This window comes from Sphaerospermopsis aphanizomenoides BCCUSP55 (assembly GCF_001586785.1).
Taxonomy (GTDB): domain Bacteria; phylum Cyanobacteriota; class Cyanobacteriia; order Cyanobacteriales; family Nostocaceae; genus Sphaerospermopsis_A; species Sphaerospermopsis_A aphanizomenoides_A.
The window spans coordinates 16,774-38,494 of the sequence record NZ_LUFH02000059.1 but is presented as its reverse complement, the minus strand read 5'-3'; the positions used below and the strand labels follow the sequence as shown (position 1 = coordinate 38,494).

At 36.2% G+C, this 21,721-nt stretch carries 19 protein-coding genes and 2 pseudogenes; 9 read left to right on the top strand and 12 right to left on the bottom strand.

Annotated elements, in window-relative coordinates; translation table 11 throughout:
* Positions 1 to 119: 119 nt before the first annotated feature.
* The 4 genes and pseudogenes from A0J48_RS15880 to A0J48_RS15865 all read right to left on the bottom strand — a co-directional run bounded on the left by A0J48_RS15880 (position 120) and on the right by A0J48_RS15865 (position 2,765).
* Complete coding sequence (locus tag A0J48_RS15880; protein ID WP_234300954.1) at positions 120 to 347, bottom strand: hypothetical protein; 228 nt, start codon at positions 345 to 347, stop codon at positions 120 to 122.
* Entirely contained in the window at positions 328 to 813 is a 486-nt protein-coding gene (locus A0J48_RS15875) for a PIN domain-containing protein (RefSeq protein WP_200324645.1), read from the bottom strand. Before A0J48_RS15875 ends, A0J48_RS15880 begins: the two co-directional genes overlap by 20 nt.
* Positions 797 to 1,684 (bottom strand): annotated as a pseudogene (locus A0J48_RS27060) (hypothetical protein); the annotation flags it as partial. The gene A0J48_RS15875 and the pseudogene A0J48_RS27060, both read right to left, overlap by 17 nt.
* 13 nt (positions 1,685 to 1,697) lie before the next feature.
* Positions 1,698 to 2,765, bottom strand: a complete 1,068-nt coding sequence (locus A0J48_RS15865) for an ATP-binding protein (RefSeq protein WP_200324643.1) — start codon at positions 2,763 to 2,765, stop codon at positions 1,698 to 1,700.
* Positions 2,766 to 2,904: 139 nt separating this feature from the next.
* On the opposite strand from A0J48_RS15865, the gene A0J48_RS15860 reads away from it, so the two are divergent.
* Positions 2,905 to 3,924 carry a lipase family protein gene (locus tag A0J48_RS15860; protein ID WP_200324641.1) on the top strand — a complete coding sequence of 340 codons (1,020 nt, stop codon included), beginning with the start codon at positions 2,905 to 2,907 and terminating at the stop codon, positions 3,922 to 3,924.
* Here A0J48_RS15860 and A0J48_RS15855 read toward each other — a convergent pair.
* Positions 3,902 to 4,231: pseudogene (locus A0J48_RS15855) on the bottom strand (element excision factor XisI family protein). The gene A0J48_RS15860 and the pseudogene A0J48_RS15855 sit on opposite strands and share 23 nt — an antisense overlap.
* A gap of 135 nt (positions 4,232 to 4,366) precedes the next feature.
* Here A0J48_RS15855 and cheB point away from each other — a divergent pair.
* Positions 4,367 to 5,389 (top strand): chemotaxis response regulator protein-glutamate methylesterase, encoded by a 1,023-nt coding sequence (gene cheB / locus A0J48_RS15850; RefSeq protein WP_200324639.1) that lies wholly within the window; start codon positions 4,367 to 4,369, stop codon positions 5,387 to 5,389.
* Positions 5,390 to 5,671: 282 nt separating this feature from the next.
* Positions 5,672 to 7,045: an ATP-binding protein gene (locus A0J48_RS27620; protein WP_200324637.1), complete on the top strand. Its 1,374-nt coding sequence runs from the start codon at positions 5,672 to 5,674 to the stop codon at positions 7,043 to 7,045.
* A 412-nt stretch (positions 7,046 to 7,457) separates the two neighbouring features.
* Here A0J48_RS27620 and A0J48_RS15840 read toward each other — a convergent pair whose 3' ends face one another.
* Positions 7,458 to 8,135: a response regulator transcription factor gene (locus tag A0J48_RS15840; protein WP_010997804.1), complete on the bottom strand. Its 678-nt coding sequence runs from the start codon at positions 8,133 to 8,135 to the stop codon at positions 7,458 to 7,460.
* Between the two features lie 1,181 nt (positions 8,136 to 9,316).
* On the opposite strand from A0J48_RS15840, the gene groES reads away from it, so the two are divergent.
* The 6 genes from groES (at position 9,317) to A0J48_RS15810 (ending at position 15,609) form a co-directional block, all read left to right on the top strand.
* Positions 9,317 to 9,628 carry a co-chaperone GroES gene (gene groES, locus A0J48_RS15835; protein ID WP_200324635.1) on the top strand — a complete coding sequence of 104 codons (312 nt, stop codon included), beginning with the start codon at positions 9,317 to 9,319 and terminating at the stop codon, positions 9,626 to 9,628.
* Between the two features lie 177 nt (positions 9,629 to 9,805).
* Positions 9,806 to 11,437, top strand: a complete 1,632-nt coding sequence (gene groL, locus A0J48_RS15830; RefSeq protein WP_200324633.1) for a chaperonin GroEL — start codon at positions 9,806 to 9,808, stop codon at positions 11,435 to 11,437.
* 252 nt (positions 11,438 to 11,689) lie between these two features.
* A complete protein-coding gene (locus A0J48_RS15825) occupies positions 11,690 to 12,970 on the top strand; it encodes an MATE family efflux transporter (RefSeq protein ID WP_200324632.1) in 1,281 nt (426 codons plus the stop codon).
* A gap of 183 nt (positions 12,971 to 13,153) precedes the next feature.
* Entirely contained in the window at positions 13,154 to 14,311 is a 1,158-nt protein-coding gene (locus A0J48_RS15820; RefSeq protein ID WP_200324630.1) for a glycosyltransferase, read from the top strand.
* A gap of 57 nt (positions 14,312 to 14,368) precedes the next feature.
* Positions 14,369 to 14,527: a hypothetical protein gene (locus tag A0J48_RS15815; RefSeq protein ID WP_200324628.1), complete on the top strand. Its 159-nt coding sequence runs from the start codon at positions 14,369 to 14,371 to the stop codon at positions 14,525 to 14,527.
* 5 nt (positions 14,528 to 14,532) lie between these two features.
* Positions 14,533 to 15,609, top strand: a complete 1,077-nt coding sequence (locus A0J48_RS15810; RefSeq protein WP_234300953.1) for a glycosyltransferase family 4 protein — start codon at positions 14,533 to 14,535, stop codon at positions 15,607 to 15,609.
* 1 nt (position 15,610) lies between these two features.
* Here A0J48_RS15810 and A0J48_RS15805 read toward each other — a convergent pair whose 3' ends face one another.
* The 6 genes from A0J48_RS15805 to A0J48_RS15780 all read right to left on the bottom strand — a co-directional run bounded on the left by A0J48_RS15805 (position 15,611) and on the right by A0J48_RS15780 (position 21,692).
* Positions 15,611 to 16,768, bottom strand: a complete 1,158-nt coding sequence (locus tag A0J48_RS15805) for a glycosyltransferase family 4 protein (RefSeq protein WP_200324624.1) — start codon at positions 16,766 to 16,768, stop codon at positions 15,611 to 15,613.
* Between the two features lie 131 nt (positions 16,769 to 16,899).
* Entirely contained in the window at positions 16,900 to 17,688 is a 789-nt protein-coding gene (locus A0J48_RS15800) for an FkbM family methyltransferase (protein ID WP_200324622.1), read from the bottom strand.
* Positions 17,685 to 18,830: a glycosyltransferase family 4 protein gene (locus A0J48_RS15795; RefSeq protein ID WP_200324620.1), complete on the bottom strand. Its 1,146-nt coding sequence runs from the start codon at positions 18,828 to 18,830 to the stop codon at positions 17,685 to 17,687. Before A0J48_RS15795 ends, A0J48_RS15800 begins: the two co-directional genes overlap by 4 nt.
* Entirely contained in the window at positions 18,827 to 20,203 is a 1,377-nt protein-coding gene (locus A0J48_RS15790) for a hypothetical protein (RefSeq protein ID WP_325078839.1), read from the bottom strand. Before A0J48_RS15790 ends, A0J48_RS15795 begins: the two co-directional genes overlap by 4 nt.
* Before the next feature lie 68 nt (positions 20,204 to 20,271).
* Positions 20,272 to 20,733: a serine O-acetyltransferase gene (locus tag A0J48_RS27615; RefSeq protein ID WP_200324618.1), complete on the bottom strand. Its 462-nt coding sequence runs from the start codon at positions 20,731 to 20,733 to the stop codon at positions 20,272 to 20,274.
* A gap of 2 nt (positions 20,734 to 20,735) precedes the next feature.
* Complete coding sequence (locus A0J48_RS15780; protein ID WP_200324616.1) at positions 20,736 to 21,692, bottom strand: FkbM family methyltransferase; 957 nt, start codon at positions 21,690 to 21,692, stop codon at positions 20,736 to 20,738.
* Positions 21,693 to 21,721: the final 29 nt, after the last annotated feature.

The following is a 21,721-nucleotide window of genomic DNA, read 5'->3' as shown; positions in this document are numbered from 1 at the left end:
TTACCTATTTTACCCCTTTTTCTTGCACCTTGTTCCTTTTTTCTTACCCTTAAACTCTTTATTTATCTGGCTTTTGGCTTTATTCAGCAAACCCTAATTAGATTTTTTAGTGAATATTATTACTCAATTATTTCCTCATATTGATTAGTATCTTCTTTTTCCAATTGTTGAATTTCTGCTAACACTTCTGTTAAAGTTTTTTCATCTAACCATTGATGACGTTCTTTAGTATAGTCTCCCTTACCAGGACTGAAATATTGAATAAACCGAATAGTATCAGTAATTCCTAGAGAGTTAATTAAGGCATCATAACCTTGTTTAATAATTTCATTTTGGGTTTTCATCATTACTTTCCTCTGTTTGTATTACTTCTGTTAACCATTGCACAGGGTTGTTAATTTTGACGTTAATTAATGGAGAATTTGTTTGTGCTTTTTTTAAAAGTCTATCATCTGTGGTTAGAAATACATCAGCCTGACTTCTTTCTGCACTGGCAATATGAGTAGCATCATAACTAGAAAATCCTAATTTTTGGAGTTCGGCGGATCTGTTTTCAATAAAAGAGCTATTAATAACTTTGATTTTAGCAATGGAGAGTAATTTTTTCACGTTTTGTAGTCTATCTATGTCAGGTGTTTGGTTTAATTCGGAAATTAAAGCACTACTATTAATTAGTTTCCACGTTCCTGATTGACATTGATTTATAATTGTGATGATTGCTTGTGCTTCTAGGTAAATGCGGGATTGTGTTTGATCATCAAAGGGACGATTTAAACAACAAGCATCTAAATATATTCTATATTGTTTGCTCATGGTTGTCTTCATCTCTAATCTTAAAGTAGTGAAAAAGATTTGCAACTGTTAAATCTGATGCTTGTTGTAAATTAGATGTAACTAATGTTCTATATCCAGAATTCGCAGCTTGTTGACTCACATAATTTTCATACTCCCGACGTAATTCTGGTGCAAACATAAATAATAATTGATCACGTAATGAATAAAAGTGAGACTTTTCGGCTATATTTTCATAGCTGATTTGTTCTGGTGGTATTTCTGAATTAGTTATAGTTTGGGTAATTTCTGAATTATTCAAATCAGCACTATTTAAAAGTTTTAATTCTGCTGGAGGTAGAGATTTAATCCAATCTACATGATTTTGCCATGATTCGATGATTACTAAATCATGATTATGAATGCGGGTAAGTTCAGGAAAGAGAAAATCAAGTTCGTCGTGTGATTCACATTGATTAATTACAGTATGGGCATCTTCACATATTTTAGTTTGGAGTTGGTGCAAGCGATCACTCACTGCGGAAACTTCATTTTGGACTTGATAAGTTGTAATAATTGCTTGTTCAATAGCCCAAGAACATTCTAACCGGCGCAGTTGTCCAGGCGCACAAGTATCTTCTAATAAATACGGATTTGTATAATCTGCTAAAGCTTCAAATAGCATTCCTTTAACAGCGTCAATTTCTGCATTTCTGCGGCTAATATCTTGTAATTGCATAGCAGAACGTAAACGGTTAATTGCTTGCACAAATAAACCATAGGCTCTAATTAAAACTGTGCGATGTTGTTCAAATTTGATATCTTGGGCTACCTGTTCAATTAATTGTCTAATTTCTGCTCCTTGGTCTTTTAAGGCTTGTTTCAAGTCAATAAAGCCATTTTTGACCTCTAAATTACCAGGATTATTATGCTTTTACTATGCGATATGCAGTGTTTTTACCCTTAGTATTTTCTACGCGAGATATTAAATTTCTTTTAGTTAATCCTTTCATGGTTTTTCTATAATCATTATCAGATTTAAAATGACATAGCCTCTTAATTGTGAAAACTGTTATTTGATCATGCTTATTTAGATACTCCAAAATAATTTGTTCCGAAGATGCCAAAAGTTCATGACGTATATAGACTATAACACTATGCTCCTTTTCTTCAATTGTTGGCTGCTTTAAACCTAACATTTTCATTGCTCTGAAAGCTGTATTTAGTCCTTCGCCAATATCTTTATTAGGTGGATCTGGGAACTTACTAATTATTCTAACTAAATTACTATTTCTGGAACTTGTTTCATCAAGAATGTTTTTTACAGTAATATGTCCTGGTAATTTCCCAGGACTTTCAACTTCTATCCTATTATCAAATATTCTGATATGAATATCTTCACCCCGACTATAATCTCTATGTAAGACTGCATTAGTAACTATTTCATGAACTGTTTCTATAGGATAACTTACTTTTTCCAACCCACAATCACTTAATTTCGGTATTGACTCTACTATCTCTTTTGTTTTTTCAACAGCACTCTTGATTTGACTATATATATCACCTTCGATTGTGATTGGATTAAATGCTAAACTTTCTCTAATACATTCATCATCCATAGTTTTATATCTATAGATTTTAATACCACATTTTTTAGGAATTATTGCTTGTGGAAGTTCTGAAAATAATAATATTCCACATACTGTAGGTAAATTTTTACGTATCAATTTTTGTTTATTTAAAAAATGTAAAGGTTCTGAGTTAATATCATTATTGCTAATAAAATTTAACATCACATTTGATTGCGTTAATTCGTCTATTTCTACATCAGCAACAGTTTGATTTTCAAAAGATTCTATACCTTTATTATACAAGATTTGTCTAATACCTTCCTCCGATTGACGTTTATTTTCTGCATTTCTTCTAAGATAAACATCGTTGTCGGAAGCTCGGATTAGCCTTTTAGTTTTTGGGATTTCAATATGTAATACCAAATTTTTATTCGGAGTTGAATTTATCTATTTATAGAAAATGGTTATAATTATTTTATGTTAAAATCATATACTGTTTTAATAATAGTATTCCCAGTCAGAAAACAGGAAACTAGATTAACCCACCCAAAAATTAACCAACATGAAAACATCCACCGACAGACAACGCACCCTAGAAATGGCTTGTATTTCTCAACTTGCTTACGTCGCCTATAAACAAGGAAATGATATAGTTAGCGATATCCTGAAAACAGGTACTCCATCATTTTTCCCAGCATATCAAACCATAGAATTTATCTCAGCACCACGTCCTTTAAGTGATACCGATGAATTAGTTTGTTGTGGTTTACTCCTATCAACAGAAAATGATATTGTCATTGCTATTAGAGGTACAGAAAGATTAGATGATTACTTCTTTAACTTACTAGCATTCCCAAATTCAGAAGCAATTCACTCCGGTTTTAATCTTTATGTTAAAAGTTTCTGGCAACAATTACAAGACTTTATCCAAAGACAAGAAAACGCCAACAAAAATATTTTCGTCACTGGACATAGTTTAGGCGGTGCTGCGGCTACATTAATTACTAAACGAATTAGTGAAACCGAATTAAAACCTATTGCACCTTATACATTAGAAACTTATACATTTGGCGCACCACCAGTTAGCACAATAGAATTAATTCTTGATACTCCCATATATAGATTTAGAAATATCGGTGATTTCATTCCTAATTTACCGAAAATTATCGCTGTTTTATTAAATAAAATCCCAGGAATAAAACAACTAATTCTTAATTGGAAACCAGAACTATTACAAACACTGACTGACTATTCCCATGTAGGTAACGAATATTGTATTAATAAAAACTTTCAGGTTCTTGAACAAAATGAACCTAACCTTCCTAATATTAAGTTGATACTGCAAATTTCTAGTTTATTAGCTGCACAATTAAAATCACCATCTCAAGCAGGTGTTAATAAATTTCGGTTGTTAATAAACACATTAATTCAAACATCATTGGAAGAACATCGCGCCATTAAATATGTAGAAAGAATTAGTTTTGGTAAACTTCCGGCTTATATTTCTAATTTGCATGATGATGAGGAGAAAAAAAGAGAAGAAGATAATAATGCAGTAATTATCCCACCGCAAAACCTGTAAATTGCCGCTTATAAGGAGCATGAAATCCTAAAACAATATCTTCTTTAGGTACACCAGCAGCGATTAATTCATTAGCAATACCAAGTTCTGTACCATCTCTTTGTATCCAGATTTTATCATCTTTAATATCAACATGAATTATCACTCCATAAGTTATAATTTGCTATTTCCAACCAATATTTAATCCTGGATAATGATGACGTTGTGTGTCAAAAAGCAATTGAATTTCTGTACCATTAGCTATATCATTAATAGAATGATTGCTTAAAATATCTTGAATAATTTGCGAGTAATTTATTCTTTCCATAAAACAATCTCCTCGTTTAAGAAATAAAAAATTAAAACCTTAATTTGATATTGCTTTAAATAGCCATTGTAAAATAGACTGGCTATTGGATATATGTTTTCATAAATTCGTTTACAAATCAAATACGACTGTTTTATGAGAATTGCTATTGTTAATGATTTAATCATCGCTGTAGAAGCACTGCGGCGCATTTTAGCAAAAGTACCAGAATATGATTTAGCTTGGATTGCTTATGATGGTGTAGAAGCTGTAGCCAAGTGTGCAGAAGATACCCCAGATTTAATTTTGATGGATGTGCTGATGCCAAATATGGACGGGGTAGAAGCTACACAGCGCATCATGAGTCAATCTCCCTGTGCTATTCTCATGGTGACAGCCAGTGTCAATCGTTATGCAGCCAAGGTGTTTGCAGCAATGGGTTATGGCGCTTTAGACGCTGTTAACACACCAGCATTTGGTTTAGGTGAACAGACAGAGAGTAGCACCAGATTACTCAAAAAAATTGCCACTATTGCTAGATTAATCGGTAAGTCTTCCCGTGGGCGATCGCAATTTGAGGCACCACTCCAACCCAAAACTTCTTCACAACCAAACCAACCGTTGATAGTTATTGGTTCTTCTACAGGTGGACCCCAAGCATTAGTTACTATTCTGTCCCAGTTTCCCCAGAATTTAAATGCTTCTATTGTTATTGTCCAACATCTTGATGCCCAATTTGCTCAAGGCTTTGCTACTTGGTTAGATGGGCAAATTTCTTTGCCTGTCAGTCTTGCGATGCCTGGTTATTTACCAACTCCGGGCAAAGTTTTAGTTGCTGGCACAAACTATCATCTGGTTATGCGTTCTGACCAAACCCTAGACTATCAAGAAGAACCTCTAAATAGTTTTTACCATCCATCAGTTGATGTCTTCTTTTCCAGTGTGGCTAAATATTGGCAAGGAACAGGGATAGGAGTATTACTGACGGGTATGGGTCGGGATGGCGCTCAAGGCTTAAAATTACTGAAAGACCAAGGCTGGCACACAATTGTCCAAGATAGCAAAACCTGTGTAGTTTATGGTATGCCCAAAGCCGCAGTGGAATTAGGCGCAGCAACAGAAATTTTACCAGTTGAAGCGATCGCCCAAGCCTGTACAAAATCCTTAACCAGATGGTAGATGTATAGAGAATTTGTTCAAACATCAAACTCAATTTCCATATCAATCACGTAAATTTACTTAAAAACTAAATTTTTATAATTTGAATTTTTAAATAAACCCCCATAATTACTTAAAAAAAATTCCACAAAAACTGGCTTTCTCAGGAGAGTCAACAGTGTTATTTTGTTTACGAATTGCAAACTAAAAACTTTTTGTAATCAGTAAAGGCTATGCTAAGTATAGGGTAAAAAATATATATCCGATTTTTTAATAAAAATAATATTAATGAGGAGCTAATAAATGATATCCACAACTACAGCCCTCCCACTCACACCGCTCATCAATAAGGCATCATTGCCAAGTTTGATTCAGGAAAATAAACTGCAATACAGGCCACCCAGAGTCAATTTAAATACAGATGTAGTTACAGTTCTATTAATTGATGATCAACTGATTATTGGTGAAGCAGTTTGCAGGTTACTATCCAGTGAGAAAGATATTGCATTTCACTATATAGACGACCCTGCACAGGCTATTCAAAAAGCCATATCTATTGCTCCTACAGTGATACTCTTAGATATGGTCATGCCTGATATTGATGGCTTAATGCTACTACGTTGGTTTCGCTCTCATCCAGCAACTCATGACATTCCTATTGTCATGCTATCCAGCAAAGAAGAACCGCAGATTAAGGCAGATGCTTTTGCTGCGGGTGCAAATGACTATTTGATTAAGTTACCGGATGTAGTTGAGTTAATTGCCCGTATCCGTTACCATTCCAAAGCCTATAACAACCTCAAAGCACTCTCAGCAGCAAACGCCACTTCCCAACTACAAGCCAAACAACTAGAGCAAACTTTAAAAGAACTACAAACCGCCCAAGTTCAACTGATCCAAACAGAAAAAATGTCTAGTTTGGGGAAAATGGTTGCGGGGTTAGCTCACGAAATTAATAATCCTGTTAATTTTATTCACGGTAACTTTATTCATTTGCAAAATTATATTCAGGCTCTATTAGATTTAATCAAAATCTACCAACAAGAATATCCTTCTACAAATCCTGTTATTCAAAATTACATTGCAGACGTTAATCTTGATTTTATTATTGAAGATTTACCTAAAATAATTTCTTCAATGAAAATGGGAACGGATCGCATCCGGGAAATTATTTTATCTTTACGCAACTTTTCTAGACTAGACCAAGCTGATAAAAAATCTGTTAACCTGCACGAAGGTATTGACAGTACGCTACTAATTTTAAATCATCGTCTCAAACAAGAAATTGAAGTAATTAAAGAATATGGAGACTTACCTTTAGTTGAATGTTATCCAGCCCAACTCAACCAAGTTTTCATGAATATTCTTAGTAATGCTATTGATGCTTTATTAGAACAAGAAAAACAAGAACAAAAACAAATAGTAATTCAAACGCAAAGAAGAGATAATGAAAAAATCAAAATTACTATCCGTGATAATGGACCTGGCATTAGTCCAGAGTTGCAAAGTAAAATATTCGATCCATTTTTTACCACTAAACCAGTGAACAAAGGAACAGGTCTAGGTTTAGCCATCAGCTATCAAATTATTGAGAAGCATCAAGGTAATATTTATGTCTGTTCTGATCCCGCTTATGGCACAGAATTTGTGATAGAACTGCCCATCAAGCTTGATTAGTATTGAATAACAAAGCAAGTATAAAAAAATTCCAACTTAGACTCAAGATGGTATTTTGCCCTTTTATCTCAAGCTAAACATACCAGCAATCGTGCTAGAGGAGGAACTTTGGATTATTGTGCAATGCTATACATACCTTACAGTTGTTGCCAGTTACTGAGACGGATAATTTGCGTGAGTCAATGTATTAATATTTTTAGGTGATATCTGGGTTGGAAGATAGGATTTGATGACATTATCATAAGCTATGAATTATGAAGTTTAAATTTAAAAAATCCAAATTTTCACTTCACAATTCATAAATTACAAACTTCCAGACTGAATGCAAAAGAAAAATCCAGTTTTGAGTTTTGAGTTAGGACGCTGTAACCCAAAACTCAAAACTTTAGAACTTTACAAATCAGTCTAGCTTTTAAGCCATTTGATTTTCAATCGCCCACCGTGCTAGTTCAGTACGGTTGTGAAGATTGGTTTTACCCAACATATTGGAAACATGGCTTTCAACAGTACGCTGACTAACATTTAATTCTTCAGCGATTTCCCGGTTAGCTAAACCCCTAGCTACGAACTGTACTACTTTCAGTTCAGTTGGCGTTAGCTGCACATCGAAGGGAACTTGGATACGAGAACCATTTTCCCCTCCTTTGGCTTGGTGTTCTTTCCACCGGATAGTTTGCTTAAGTGAGGATTCTACTTGTGCAACGAGTTCTTCAGGCTCAAAAGGCTTGACCATATATACGTCAGCACCTTTATTTAGTCCTTTAACTCGGTCTGCACTTTGTCCCTTAGCGGAGAGGAAGAGAACGGGAATCCAACTTGTACGTTCATTTTGTCGTACTTGTTCCACAAAAGTGTATCCGTCCATTTCCGGCATCATCACGTCACAGATGATCATGTCTGGAACATCATGTTCTAAAATCTCCAGAGCTTCTCGTCCATTTTCAGCCGTGATGACTTCGTATCCCCGGAACTCTAAGTAATCCTTCACCAGCAAGATGAGGTTAGGGTCATCATCAATCAATAGAAGTCGTTTGTGATCTTTCATGCTGGGCTCTTTCATAGCAGTGGCACTTGTCGCGCTTCGATCCATCAAGGTCTTGAATAGTTATCCTCTATGGTGGATTATTGAGATGTTGTTTTTTTCCCGCTTAACTTGCCTTTGCTGCCGAGCAGTCTCAAAAGTGACGGACACTTTCAATAAACTAGTAGCTAGGTGGCAAAAATCCAGTAAGGATACGGAGAGCAATAGTATTTATAATGCGTTATTATATATCGCTTTGAAAGGGGCGGGCTAAAAAACCTGATTAAATCATAATCTGTTTGGTTCACAAGTTCAGTATTTAGCTGAAGATGACCCTAGCTCAAAACTCACCCGCACTTTCATTTGCTCACTGTTGCTCTACTATATCCTTTGGATGTTAAGCCTCAATTAGAGGTTCACAAGAAACCGGGAAAGTTTCTGGCAAAGGATGGGTTAAAAATGCTTATGCTTCAACCACCATTATGCCGATTAAGTGTTCTGGGATGATCCGCTCAATGACTTCCGGTTTTGTTTGGCTATACCAGACCCCATCTGGGTAAACTACCATTATCTGCCTAGAACAACAAACACGCAAGCAGTTGGTTTTAGTTCTGAAGATGCATGAGGAATGACGCTCGTGAAATGGGCTGATGTGTCGCTCTTTGAGTTGCTGTTTCCAGCATTCTCAGAATTCCAGATTATCCTGTTTTGACCCGATAGTAAGCAACTGTCTGCTCAGAACAAAGATAAAGTTGTTCGGTGAAGATTTGCTCATCCTATAGCGTCCACGCAATTACTTAGGGCTTTGAGTTCCTTGGCTTTAGTAGTTTTGGGGATTGGACAGCACTTCTTTAGCTCACTGTATTGTTACTCATCTAGCGACTCCCTGATTACAGTTCTATAACAATTTCTCAGCTTTGCAAATAAAAGTTGTCCATATAAAAATATTCATTACTTACGCAACAGAACCTGACAACTACAACAATTAGGCATTTGTACTTTAGGTAAAGTAACTTTTTAGTTCAGGAAGAAGGTGGCAGGTGACAGCAAGAAGGTGACAGGTGACAGTTAAGAGGGAATAGGGAATAGGGAATAGATGATCAATAAAGATATTATTCTCCTCTGCCCCTCTGCACCCAATCCCTAGTTCGGAAACCCGTACAGGAAAACTTGTTGCCATTTGTTGCTGCTTTTCGGTAAATTAGCACTCAGGAGTCGAGAGTGCTAACAAGCGAGAACAAATTAAAATTATGGCAGCAGTATCTCTAAGCGTATCTACAGTTAAACCTTTGGGCGATCGCGTTTTTGTGAAAGTGACCGCCGCTGAAGAAAAGACCGCTGGTGGTTTGTATTTGCCCGACACCGCTAAGGAAAAACCCCAAGTAGGTGAAGTAGTAGCCCTTGGACCTGGCAAGCGGAATGATGACGGTAGCCGTCAAGAATTGGAAATTAAAGTCGGTGATAAAGTGCTGTACTCCAAGTACGCTGGTACTGACGTTAAGCTCGGAACTGAAGAATATGTACTGCTTTCTGAGAAAGACATTCTAGCAGTAGTGAGCTAATTAAGTGATGAGGGGTCAAACAAGTCAAAGGTCAATACTTCGACTTCGCTCAGTAACCAGTCAAAAGTCAAAATTTGGATTTTGAGTTTTGAATCGGCATTAAGTGACACCCCTTCAAAGAACTGAGAACTGAAAATTGACAACTAACTAATAACCAATTCGAGAATTACACAGATTATGGCAAAGCGCATTATTTACAACGAAAACGCCCGTCGTGCTTTGGAAAAAGGCATTGATATTCTAGCTGAGGCTGTAGCTGTCACCCTCGGACCTAAAGGTCGCAACGTAGTTCTAGAGAAGAAATTTGGCGCACCACAGATCGTAAATGATGGTGTAACTATTGCTAAAGAAATTGAATTAGAAGACCATATTGAAAATACTGGCGTTTCTTTGATTCGCCAAGCTGCTTCCAAGACCAATGACGCTGCTGGTGATGGTACCACCACCGCTACCGTTTTGGCTCACGCAATTGTTAAAGAAGGTTTACGGAACGTAGCTGCTGGCGCTAATGCAATTCTGTTGAAGCGCGGTATTGATAAAGCTGCTGCTTTCTTGGTGGAAAAAATTGCTGAACACGCTCGTCCTGTAGAAGATTCTAAGGCGATCGCTCAAGTTGGTGCAATCTCTGCTGGTAACGACGAAGAAGTCGGTAACATGATTGCCCAAGCTATGGATAAGGTGGGTAAAGAAGGCGTAATTTCCTTGGAAGAAGGAAAGTCTATGACCACCGAACTGGAAATCACCGAAGGGATGCGCTTTGATAAAGGCTATATCTCTCCTTACTTCGCTACTGATGCAGAGCGGATGGAAACAGTTTTTGATGAGCCTTACTTGTTGTTAACCGATAAGAAAATTGCTTTAGTACAAGATTTAGTACCTGTACTTGAACAAGTAGCTCGTTCCGGTCGTCCTTTGGTGATTATCGCTGAAGATATCGAAAAAGAAGCTTTGGCTACTTTGGTAGTTAACCGTTTACGCGGTGTGCTGAATGTGGCTGCTGTCAAAGCTCCTGGTTTTGGCGATCGCCGTAAGGCTATGCTGGAAGATATCGCTGTCTTAACCGGTGGTCAACTGATCACTGAAGATGCTGGTTTGAAACTGGATAACACCAAGCTAGATAGCCTGGGTAAAGCTCGCCGCATCACCATCACCAAAGACAACACCACAATTGTTGCTGAAGGTAACGATGTTGCAGTGAAGGCTCGTTGTGAACAAATCCGCCGTCAGATGGAAGAAACCGAATCTTCCTACGATAAGGAAAAACTCCAAGAGCGTTTGGCTAAATTGTCTGGTGGTGTAGCTGTGGTTAAAGTTGGTGCAGCTACCGAAACCGAAATGAAAGACAAGAAGCTGCGCTTGGAAGACGCTATCAACGCTACCAAGGCTGCTGTAGAAGAAGGTATCGTTCCTGGTGGTGGTACAACCTTGGCTCACCTCGCTCCTCAGTTGGAAGTTTGGGCTAACAGCAACCTCAAGAATGAAGAGTTGACTGGTGCTTTAATCGTTGCTCGTGCTTTACCTGCTCCTCTGAAGAGAATTGCAGAAAACGCTGGTCAAAACGGCGCTGTAATTGCAGAAAGAGTGAAAGAGAAGGAATTCAATATTGGTTTCAATGCTTCTACCAACGAATTCGTTGATATGTTGGCAGCTGGTATTGTTGACCCCGCTAAGGTAACTCGTTCTGCTCTGCAAAACGCTGCTTCTATCGCTGGTATGGTGTTGACAACTGAGTGTATCGTTGTTGATAAGCCAGAACCTAAAGATGCTGCTCCTGCTGCTGGTGCTGGTGCTGGAGACTTCGATTACTAAAATCTTTTCCTAGTTTAAATAACGGCCGCTTCCGTAAGGGGGCGGCTGTTTTTTGATCTTGTTATTCTCCAAGCTCTTTTCTATGCAGCTTCAATCTAAGTTGATATAATTTTGACAATGGGGTAGTAGTTTTATGAACTGAGAAAGTATATAAAAATACTTGACATTTATTCGTATAGATGTAATGCTGTATTAAAACTGACTACCATATTAGTTTTATCTGTATATTAATAAAACCAGGAAAGTAAGTAGATGTCTCTACCTTTCTTACCTCCTAGATTTTTTCATTGGACTAAGGTACTTAGCAAATTTGTCTCTATTCAAATTCTAGTTCAAGCTTTGACCCTAGCTAGTGGAGTTTTTATAGTGCGTACCCTTAGTCAACAAGAATATGCTTATTATACTATTGCTAATTCTATGTTAGCAGTCATGAATGTACTCTCTGACTCAGGAATCAGTACAGGACTTTCTGCTATTGGGGGTAAAGTTTGGCAAGATAGTTATCGTTTTGGCCAATTAATCAAGACGGCGATGCAGTTACGCTATTTTCTAGCAGCAATTTCCGTTACGGTAGTCACACCTATTTTAATTTGGATGTTAATTCGGAATGGAACTTCATTAAGTTATGCTGTTTTGATCACAATTGCTGTACTTATAGGGCTAAATTTTCAACTCACCAATGGTCTATTGATTGTAGTACCTAGACTTTATTCTCAAATTAGCCAAATTCAATATTTAGATGTTTTTGCCGCAATTTCCAGACTTATATTTATGGGATTAGGATATTTAAGTTTTTGGAATGGTATAGTAGCAATTGCATCTGCCTCTTTAGTGTCAGGATTACAGCGTTTATTTTTGGGGCGGTTAGCTAGTCAAAATATTGTGAAAATTGTTAACTCAGATGCTATTAATGAAGAAGATCGTAAATTTATAATTTCCACAATTAAACATTCACTACCTAACAGTATTTTCTTTTGCATTCAAGGGCAATTAAGTATTTTTATTATCAGTATTTTCGGTAGTACAACAAGTGTTGCTGAACTAGGTGCTTTGGGAAGAATAGGGGTAATTTTTGCAATTATAAATTCTATCATGACAACAATTGTCTTACCAGGGTTTTCCCGTTGTCAATCCCTTGAGGTTTTACGTCGTCGTTATTTCCAAATATTAGGTATTTTTGGATTGTTTGGAATATTAATGATTGCCATTGTATATATTTTCCCAGAACAAATTATTTGGATACTCGGCAATAAATATAGTCACCTGAGAAAAGAATTATTGATGATAGTTACCTTAACAGTAGTAAATTCTTTAATTAATATGATTTCTTCTCTTAATTTATCTAAAGCATGGATTGAGTATGGTTGGATTGATATACCAATTACATTAACTTGGCAAGCTATACTGTTAATGCACTTAAATATATCCACTCTTCAAGGAGTGATAATTTTTACTCTTTTTTCTAAAATACCTCCCCTATTACTTAATATAATGCTTAGTTATCGAGGATTTGCTAACTATAAAAGTGTTTGATGTTGTCTTAATATAGCATTTACAAAGCTAGTGAGGTACAGAGTTTTTTAGTCTTAGAGAACGGGGAACTCTTCACAGGGAACAGTAATCAATTAGCGTCTACCTCATGAGATGGAGAAAAGCTATAAGTAGTATTAATGAGAATCAAAAATGATTTTTGAAGAAGATTTTTCAGGTCAGTAAATGATTAAAAATTTAATTTGTATTTGCAATAGTTTTCCACCAGAAGTAACTCCAACTGCTATTCGTACTGGTAAAATTCTCCAAAATTTACCAGAAGAATGGAAATTGCAAGTTATTACTGAAGTTAATAATGCCTATCTGAGCGATGGATGTGGAACAATTCATTATGTAAAAAGTTGGTATCCAAAATTACTAATTACCTTCATCCTCAAATTAAAACTTGACAAAATACTAGAGTGGTTTATTTTTCCAGACTATAAAATATTTTGGTTAATTCCTGCTATTTGGCATGGTTTAAAAATAGCAAAAGAAAATAAAATAGATGCCATTGTAGTTTTTATGATGCCGTATAGTGCTGGTTTAGTGGGGATTTATTTAAAGTGGTTACTTAAATGTCCCTTGGTATTAAATTTTGATGATTCTCTCACTTGCTCAGATATGCACCCTATATATCCTAGTAGGCTTCATTACTATTTGACTAAGTGGTTAGAAAACTTTTATATTTCTCAAGCTGACCAAGTAATTTATGTTTCAGATCACAATCTAAACAGATTGAAAAAACAACTTTCTCTTGGCAATCAAAATAAATTAAATTTAGTTAGGTATGGTGCAGATACGAATGAATTTTTATCAATTTATTCCCAAATAAATAACAACATAGATCATAGATTTTCAATTGTTTATATTGGCGAAATGAATGGTTGGTATGATGTATTACAGCTACAGGAAGAAAACAAAAGTTTGATCAAAATAGCTAAGAATATTTATCGGTGGTGGATAAAATTAGGCAAATATGAAACTGTTAAATTAGATTATAAAACTTCGAGTCCTGTTTTTCTAGGTAAAGCTGTTAAACAGGTAATTGCTAAATGTCCTGATTGGGAAGATAAAGTTAGTATCAATATTTATGGTAATCAGTTTAATGAACAAGTAGTAGAAAATGTATTAAACAATCAAAATCTAATAGATGTAGTTTCTGTTTTTGGAGCTATACCTCACAGCGAAGCTATTAAAATTGCCTGTCAAGCTGACCTATTATTTTTGACTTTACCCATGCGTATGGATGACTCTGCGGGGGGGAGAATATCTGCTAAAACCTATGAATATTTAATGAGCGATCGCCCAATTTTAGCTGCTGTATCTCCAGGAGAAAACTAGGATTATCTTCAAGGAAAGCCAGGAGTTTGGTTAGTTGCTCCCAATGATGTCAATGGAATGTCAGAGGTAATTACTCAATTAGTTGATGCTAAATTTTCTGGTCAACCTCTATTGTTTGACAGATCCAGTTTACAACAGGAATTAAGTTATATAAATCGGGCGGCAGAATTTAACGTAGTTTTGGAAAAAAGCTTAAAAAAGACTAAAAATATATGAATAAAATGATCACGATCTCTTGTAACGCTCCCTATGGGGTTGGAGGATTAGGACAGCATTTAAAAAATTTAGTTGATGATGCTATTAGTCAAGATATTTTGTCATGTTATTACGCTAGTCCCCCTACATCTGGTAAACCAGAAGAGCGTTTGGTTTCTAGCCCAATTATTGCACCTATTTTTAAATACACACCTATTAGATTTAGTCCAGGATGGAAAAGCTATTTGAATTTTGAAATCTTTGATCGGTTAGTATCTCATCAACTGCAACCGGGACAAGTTTTCCTTGGCTTTAATGGTCAGTCTCTGAACAGTTTTTATCGGGCTTCAAAATTAAAATATCAACAATTATCATTAGTTTCTGCTAATTCTCATGTCAATAATGTCATCCGTAAACATCGAGAAGCTATATCTAAGTATCCATTTGAAGAAACTTGGCTGAATGAAATTCAATGCCAAAAAAATATCCAGGAATATCAAATGAGCGATACTATCTACTATGCTTCTGAATATATTCGTCAGTCATTTTTAACAGCAGGAGTTCCGGCACAAAAATTAGTTCAATGTTGTTGTTATCCACACCCTCGATTTCAACCTTCTACTGATTACCCAAATGACGGTATCTTTCGGATTGTTTATACAGGTAGCTTATCAGTGATGAAAGGAATTCCTGTCTTAATGGAAGCATTCTCAAAACTGACTGGGAATGTGGAACTAACTTTGGTCGGTGGTTCATCTACTCGTGGAATGAGAATTTATTTAGAGAATTGCCTCCGTCAAGATTCACGGATTAAGATTATCCCTGGCGATCCTTTGCCTCATTTACAGAAAGCAGATGTTTATGTTCATCCTAGTTATGAAGATGGGTATGCTTATGCATCTGTTGAAGCACTGGCTTGTAAAATACCTGTGATTGTTACAGAAGATACGGGAATGAAGGAGTATGTCCAAGAAGGAATTAATGGTTATGTTGTTCCTACTGGTGATTGGGAAGCAATCTTAGAAAGACTGGAACATATACGGCGATTTCCTCTTCGAGAATCAGCATATTTACCACTAATCAATACAGGTACTCAATTCTGATTTATTCCGATTTTAGATTTATCTTGCCAATTTCATTGTATAGCTGCATTAATTTTTGTAGATGATCTGACATGGCAAAATTTTCTTTTACCATTTTTCTGCCCGTTAGCCCCATTTCTTGAGCTAAATTCCAATTTTCGGCTAAATTTTCTATGCTTTGTGCTAGTCCATGAATATCATTTACTTCCACAAGCAACCCATTTTTTAAGCGTTCTATATGTTCAGGAATTCCTCCTACCCGACTCGCAATAATTGGTCTACCCACAGCAGCAGCTTCTAAACTTACAAAACCTGCTGGTTCATGCCAAACAGAAGGGAAAATTAAAGCTCTTGCCTGTTGTAGTAGTTGTGTAATTTTGACTGCATCAACCCAACCATGTAAAGTTACTTTATCTTCTAATTTCAATTGCTGAATTTGAGATATCAACAACTTTTCCTGTTCTTGATTTCCTGTACCTGCTATGTCAAGATGAACTGGTACTTGTACCTTAGCTATAGCATTGAGTAGCCAGTGTAACCCTTTTTCGGGAGTAATTCTCCCTGCAAAAACAAAATGAGGAATATCTGTTTTGGGTGGTGGAAAGTAATCTAAAATTTCTGGTACAAAGTAGTAGAGTTTTTGCACTGATGAGGGGTTATAACCAGCGCGAATCATTTGTTGTCTGACAAATTCACTATTGGCAATCGCTGGTATACTTTTCAGAGTCTCCATATCCTGCCAAAAACTTTGAAATCCATTTTGTAAATTTTTGGGTCTAATGCTGCCACAATGATCAATAAAATGTCCCCACAGACAACCAGGTAAACTGTAAGTGCGATCACATGGTTTCCCCCAGTTTTTTAGATAGCGTGAACCACTGGGACAGTAAGGATTATTACCATGAACAGTACGCACTACTGCCAGTTCCGGGGGTGGTAGCTTGCTAACAGAAGTATGTAAATGAAGAATGTCTATTTGTAAGGATATTGCTTGTTTGTAGAGATCATCATCACAGATAACTATTTGATCATCTGTCGGTACTAAATCAGTTTTAATAGGCAGAGTATCGAATAAATAAACTCTATTTCCTGCTGCTAATTGAGCTTTAGTAATACGATGGATATAGGAAGCAATGCCGCCGGGATAAGTCAAGCCATTCATGTAGTGCGCTATCCGCATCAACTATTTCCTCTTGGTAAACGTTATCATGATGACATAAGCAAAAGGCAAAAATCAGAAGACAATAATTTGTTGGGTAAATCTAGTTTTTATATACTTCTGTTTTTCTACCAAAGTATTTAATTTTTAAATCAAACCTTGTTTGTAACAACTGGTGTAAAGATAAAATTATTTACATATTGCTCAGAATAAATTTTATTTAAAAAAGATTCCTGATGTTCTTGATAAGAAAATTCAGCTAAAGGTTGGAGTTGATTCTTATTAAAAAAACTACCTTCATAACCAAGTTCAGTAATTTGTCTGAAAACTTCTGTTATCGACTTATTACCTAGATGCCTCTGCTCTATTTCGATGAGAATGGTCGGCTTTTCTCTAATAATAGTTTGATATCCACCCTCAAGCACCTGACTTTCATGACCTTCTACGTCAATTTTAATAAAAGAAACATGATCAAAGTTGTAATCATCTAATTTGCACACAGGAACTTCAAAACTTGATGTTTCTCCCGGAATATTTCGGAAACTTGCTAACCCAGTAACTACGTTACCTAATTGATCAACTTCTAGAGAATAATCACTAATGCTGACAGGAATATTTAGGTTTAATGTGCCATTAAAGTTGGATAAACCTACATTGTAAACATTTATATTTTTATTTCCTGATTGACTGTAAGCTTTGAGGGCTTCAGTACACCAAGGTTGCGGTTCAAATGCTTCCACTATTTCGCATCTTTGAGCAAGAGCATAACTATAGATTCCCTCATTTGCTCCTATATCAATAGCTCGTTTACCTTTATGTAAAAATTGATCGAGATAGAGAATTTCTTGTTCAATTCTTTTTCTCAATTTTCTATAGTTATATAGGACTGGAAGACGCAATGATTGGGGAAATAGTTGAATTAATTTTGCTTCCAACTTCATAATTTTACATCCTGATGAAATATTGCCAAAATATTCTTTGCCATATCGTCCCAAGTATAATTTCGTAATTTTTGAGATAAACAAGAAACTAAATTATTATAGTGATATTGGTGTGATCGCCATTTTTTGAGTTTCTCAACTAATTCATTGATATCCTCACAATTACCAATTAACAAGTCTTGTAACTCTTTTGGATAATGTTCCGCTATTCCCGCATCAGCACTAACTAAAGCTGGCAAACCACAACACAAGGCTTCATGCACACCTAAACCATAGGCTTCATAACGAGTCGGAGCAACTAAACAATCAGCAGCCTGTAATAATTTTGGCACATCATTACGAAAACCCAAAAAATTAATATTGGCAGAAATACCAACTTCAGAAGCGCGATGTTGCCATAGAGGTAATTCTGCACCAGTACCAATTACTACTAATATAACATCCCAATCATGGGATTTACATAATTGCTGCCAAGCAGCAAACAGGGTATCAAACCCTTTACGGCGATCGCCTAAAGCACCCATAAAGATGAGAACTGGCTGATCTTCTGTCCATCCTAACTGCTGACGCAATAAAAGTTTTTCCTCTGGTGTGGGTGGATAAAAAACTTGGGTATCTGTGCCATGATATACAGTAAACAGTTTTTGTTCAGAAATTGCTAATTTATCAATTAAATCTTGCTTAGTACGGTTGGAATTGACAATAATTACCCGTGCTGCTTGTAAAGCTTTTCTTTCTTCACTGAGAAATACATGACGAGAAATTCTACCTTTTAATTGACGCAATAACCCAGCTTGTTGATCTGGTTCATAAGCAGCATGAACATAATGTACCCAGTTCACATCTGGCCATTGACAGTTACCACCATTTACTAACACCCTTCCTCCCTCATAGGATATTTTTTTTGCCCAAATTCTTCCGGTTTGTGCAAGTAAAGGACTACTAAGTAGATAAGAATTAGCTATTTTAGGAACTTGATGAAATATAACATTGGAATATGCCAACAATTCAGATGCAACCCTATGAGCCACTAAATGGACTTGTTCACCTTGCTTTGCTAAATATTCTGCTAAAGCAAAATTAGCCCTATCCATTCCACCTGTTTTCACAAAATCGCCTGTTACTAGCAAATAAGACTTCATAACTCTGTATCTGGCATATCTGAAGGTTGTTGATTGCGAATATGATTAGCAGCTACAAATAGTGCTGTATTTATTAACCAAAATTCCATTCCTCTTTGACTCATAAAAATTGGGTAGTTGAAAGTAATTGCTACCACCCCAATGTTGTAAGCAAAAATTAATCCGCCCCACAGAGCAAAATCTCCCAATTTACGATTAATTGCAATTTTCCAAGCTGTATAACACGCTGAGTAAATTGTCAAGACATAAGCAAATATGAGTGGAATTCCTCCATCTAACAACCATCCGGTCCACTGAATTTCCACCCAAATAGGTCGTGATACTAAATCAGTGTTGTCCCCAAAATAGTTATTGATCATGCCCCAACGTCCTAAACCTGCACCCAAAGGATATTGAGGTAGTAGCCGCTCAATGGTATCTTGCAAAAACAAGCCTCGGTTTTGTTGGTAAACTTCTTGGGGAGAACTGGCAAATAAGCTGTTGATTCTTTCCAGGGTTGACTTTCCACCAACAGCGATCGCCCAAGAAAAAGAACCTACAAACAAACCAGTCACTCCAAATATCATTTTTGTGGCACGGCCAAGTTGTCCAATTCTCAACAATACCACTGTGAACACGACCATAGAAATAGCGGCTAAGACCAAAACAGAACGAACCTGAGTTAGATAGATACAAAATAAACCCAGTCCACCACTAACAATACCCAAAATTCTCACTATTGGGTTCTTGTTTTTGAGAGCAATTACTACACCAAATAAAAGAGCATATAAACCTGAAGTAGCTGCACCACCTGGGACATCTGTTAAACCCATCGGTCTATAAGTTTGTTGTCCATTGGCCAAAGTGATCAATAAGTTCTCCCCACCAAAAGGATTATTTTGAATCACAGTAGAAATAGCCAACTGAAATTGCCCAGGATAGTAAACCTGTAAAACACCAACAATGGCACTTAGGGTATTAATACCCCACATTAAAAACATTAAGCTTTCAAAAGCAATTGGTGTAATTTTTATCCCTCTTACCCAAAACAGGGGGCTGAAAATAGCAATATACATAATTGCTTGGGCTGAAGCTGCGGTGATTGAATTTATATAGGGATGGAGGCAAAACTGTAACAGCATAATTACTAACACTATTGTTGCTGGTACAGTAGCTGGATGCTTTTTCTTTTCTGCCGTAGGTAGCCACACCAAGAAAAATAGGCCAATGCCAAAAGCAGCAACCCTGACTGGCGCTCGGAATACACCGATGGCGGGGAATAATAGTAATATTTGTAGGAAAAACTGTAGCAGGATAAAGGTGTGCGCCCAAGTCCAATGTAGTTTTTCCCAAAGAGAAGAATTTTCCAATTCTTGTTTTGTTTTTGTGATCACTTGTTTAACCTAATCAACTTTTTAATAGATTTTGCTCATCTAAAAATTAAGTATTATCACTATAAATTTTAATTATTGACAGATTTATTAACTGTTCTTTGTATTGGTCTTGCTGGAACACCTACTACTGTCTCACCTGCTGGCACATCTTTAGTTACTACAGCATTAGCTCCAATAATTGCACCATTACCTATAGTTAGGCTTTGGTTGCCACGTCCAACTATCACTGCTCCTGTACAAATAATAACATCATCACCAATAAAAATTTTATGTTCAGAACCAACGGTAACTTCTGCGGCTAAAGTAACATGATGAAAGATTTTTGTTCTAGCTCCGATTTTGACATTACAATGAACAACTGTTCCTAATCCATAATGTAGAAGTTGAATATCTTTTTCGATTTCTGCTTCTGGAGGAAGAATAGCATGAAACACTAAAAAATTGATTGCTTTTAATATTCGAGCTATCACAAACCACTTTCTTTGGTATGCCTTGGAACTAAGCCACCATAGATACGACGGGTTAAACATGATTATCTTTCTGGGTTATCCACAACTAATAAATTTCTTCGTTTTGCTTTTAAAACTTGCCAACCTGGTTTTGTAAAAAGGTTCATTAACCTTTGAGGATTGCGAGTAGCAATAAAACTTGTCGGTTGCCAATTTGTGCGGGGAATTTGTGAATTTGGTTCTAAGAGGATAGGATTTTGAAAACTCCTTTTAATTCTAAAAACTTTATAGCCTAGACTTTCAAACAAATTAGTTACTGGAGTAGGATAATCTAAGTGTTCTTCAAATACACAATCTCTTATTCTTGCATTTTTAAGTAATTTAACTGCTCCTTGGAGAACTTGTAGTTCATGTCCTTCCACATCTATTTTTAATACACCTATGTTTTCTTGGGGGAAAATCTCGTCTAAGCAGCATGATTCTATAGCTATAGACTGTGATTTATCTGTAATATTTTCTGATATATATTCATCTTGAGTGACAACAGAAGCAAGTCCACGATTACTAATAAATGATTCAGGAATATTCAGTTTTACTTGACCACGAGAAACTGATACAGCAAGATTTTCAATATTAAATTGAGTATTTGTAAACTGCTTTTGCCAATTATCCACATTGTATTTTAATTCAGCAAAAATTTCTGGGTGAGCTTCAAAAGACCAAACAGAACCACCATCAACAGTGCTAACACGAGCAGCTAAAACCGCACTCATGTAACCAATATTAGCACCAACATCTACAACTAATTCTCCTGGTTGAGTCAACCGCCAAAGTGTTTCTGTAACTGCTAAATCAATCACTCCCAGGGTAGAAATAATCCTTCCATGTTCTTCCATAGATCGGACTCTGATACTCATACCCCAAGGAAGTATTTCATCAATAAATTCATCATTTTTACCTTGATGAAAGCGAAATATACGCTTTAATATTTTCTGGGGTTGATAAAAATATTCCGGTTTCAATATTCCAGCAATCTGCATATTTAGTCCTCTAATTAATTCTAATTCGT

Bases quoted from the DNA above. Each gene is read 5' to 3' on its own strand.
- A0J48_RS15880 (WP_234300954.1), bottom strand. From the start codon at position 347: ATGATGAAAACCCAAAATGAAATTATTAAACAAGGTTATGATGCCTTA.
- A0J48_RS15875 (WP_200324645.1), bottom strand. From the start codon at position 813: ATGAGCAAACAATATAGAATATATTTAGATGCTTGTTGTTTAAATCGT.
- A0J48_RS15860 (WP_200324641.1), top strand. From the start codon at position 2,905: ATGAAAACATCCACCGACAGACAACGCACCCTAGAAATGGCTTGTATT.
- cheB (WP_200324639.1), top strand. From the start codon at position 4,367: ATGAGAATTGCTATTGTTAATGATTTAATCATCGCTGTAGAAGCACTG.
- A0J48_RS27620 (WP_200324637.1), top strand. From the start codon at position 5,672: ATGATATCCACAACTACAGCCCTCCCACTCACACCGCTCATCAATAAG.
- A0J48_RS15840 (WP_010997804.1), bottom strand. From the start codon at position 8,135: ATGGATCGAAGCGCGACAAGTGCCACTGCTATGAAAGAGCCCAGCATG.
- groES (WP_200324635.1), top strand. From the start codon at position 9,317: ATGGCAGCAGTATCTCTAAGCGTATCTACAGTTAAACCTTTGGGCGAT.
- groL (WP_200324633.1), top strand. From the start codon at position 9,806: ATGGCAAAGCGCATTATTTACAACGAAAACGCCCGTCGTGCTTTGGAA.
- A0J48_RS15825 (WP_200324632.1), top strand. From the start codon at position 11,690: ATGTCTCTACCTTTCTTACCTCCTAGATTTTTTCATTGGACTAAGGTA.
- A0J48_RS15820 (WP_200324630.1), top strand. From the start codon at position 13,154: ATGATTAAAAATTTAATTTGTATTTGCAATAGTTTTCCACCAGAAGTA.
- A0J48_RS15815 (WP_200324628.1), top strand. From the start codon at position 14,369: ATGTCAGAGGTAATTACTCAATTAGTTGATGCTAAATTTTCTGGTCAA.
- A0J48_RS15810 (WP_234300953.1), top strand. From the start codon at position 14,533: ATGATCACGATCTCTTGTAACGCTCCCTATGGGGTTGGAGGATTAGGA.
- A0J48_RS15805 (WP_200324624.1), bottom strand. From the start codon at position 16,768: ATGCGGATAGCGCACTACATGAATGGCTTGACTTATCCCGGCGGCATT.
- A0J48_RS15800 (WP_200324622.1), bottom strand. From the start codon at position 17,688: ATGAAGTTGGAAGCAAAATTAATTCAACTATTTCCCCAATCATTGCGT.
- A0J48_RS15795 (WP_200324620.1), bottom strand. From the start codon at position 18,830: ATGAAGTCTTATTTGCTAGTAACAGGCGATTTTGTGAAAACAGGTGGA.
- A0J48_RS27615 (WP_200324618.1), bottom strand. From the start codon at position 20,733: ATGTTTAACCCGTCGTATCTATGGTGGCTTAGTTCCAAGGCATACCAA.
- A0J48_RS15780 (WP_200324616.1), bottom strand. From the start codon at position 21,692: ATGCAGATTGCTGGAATATTGAAACCGGAATATTTTTATCAACCCCAG.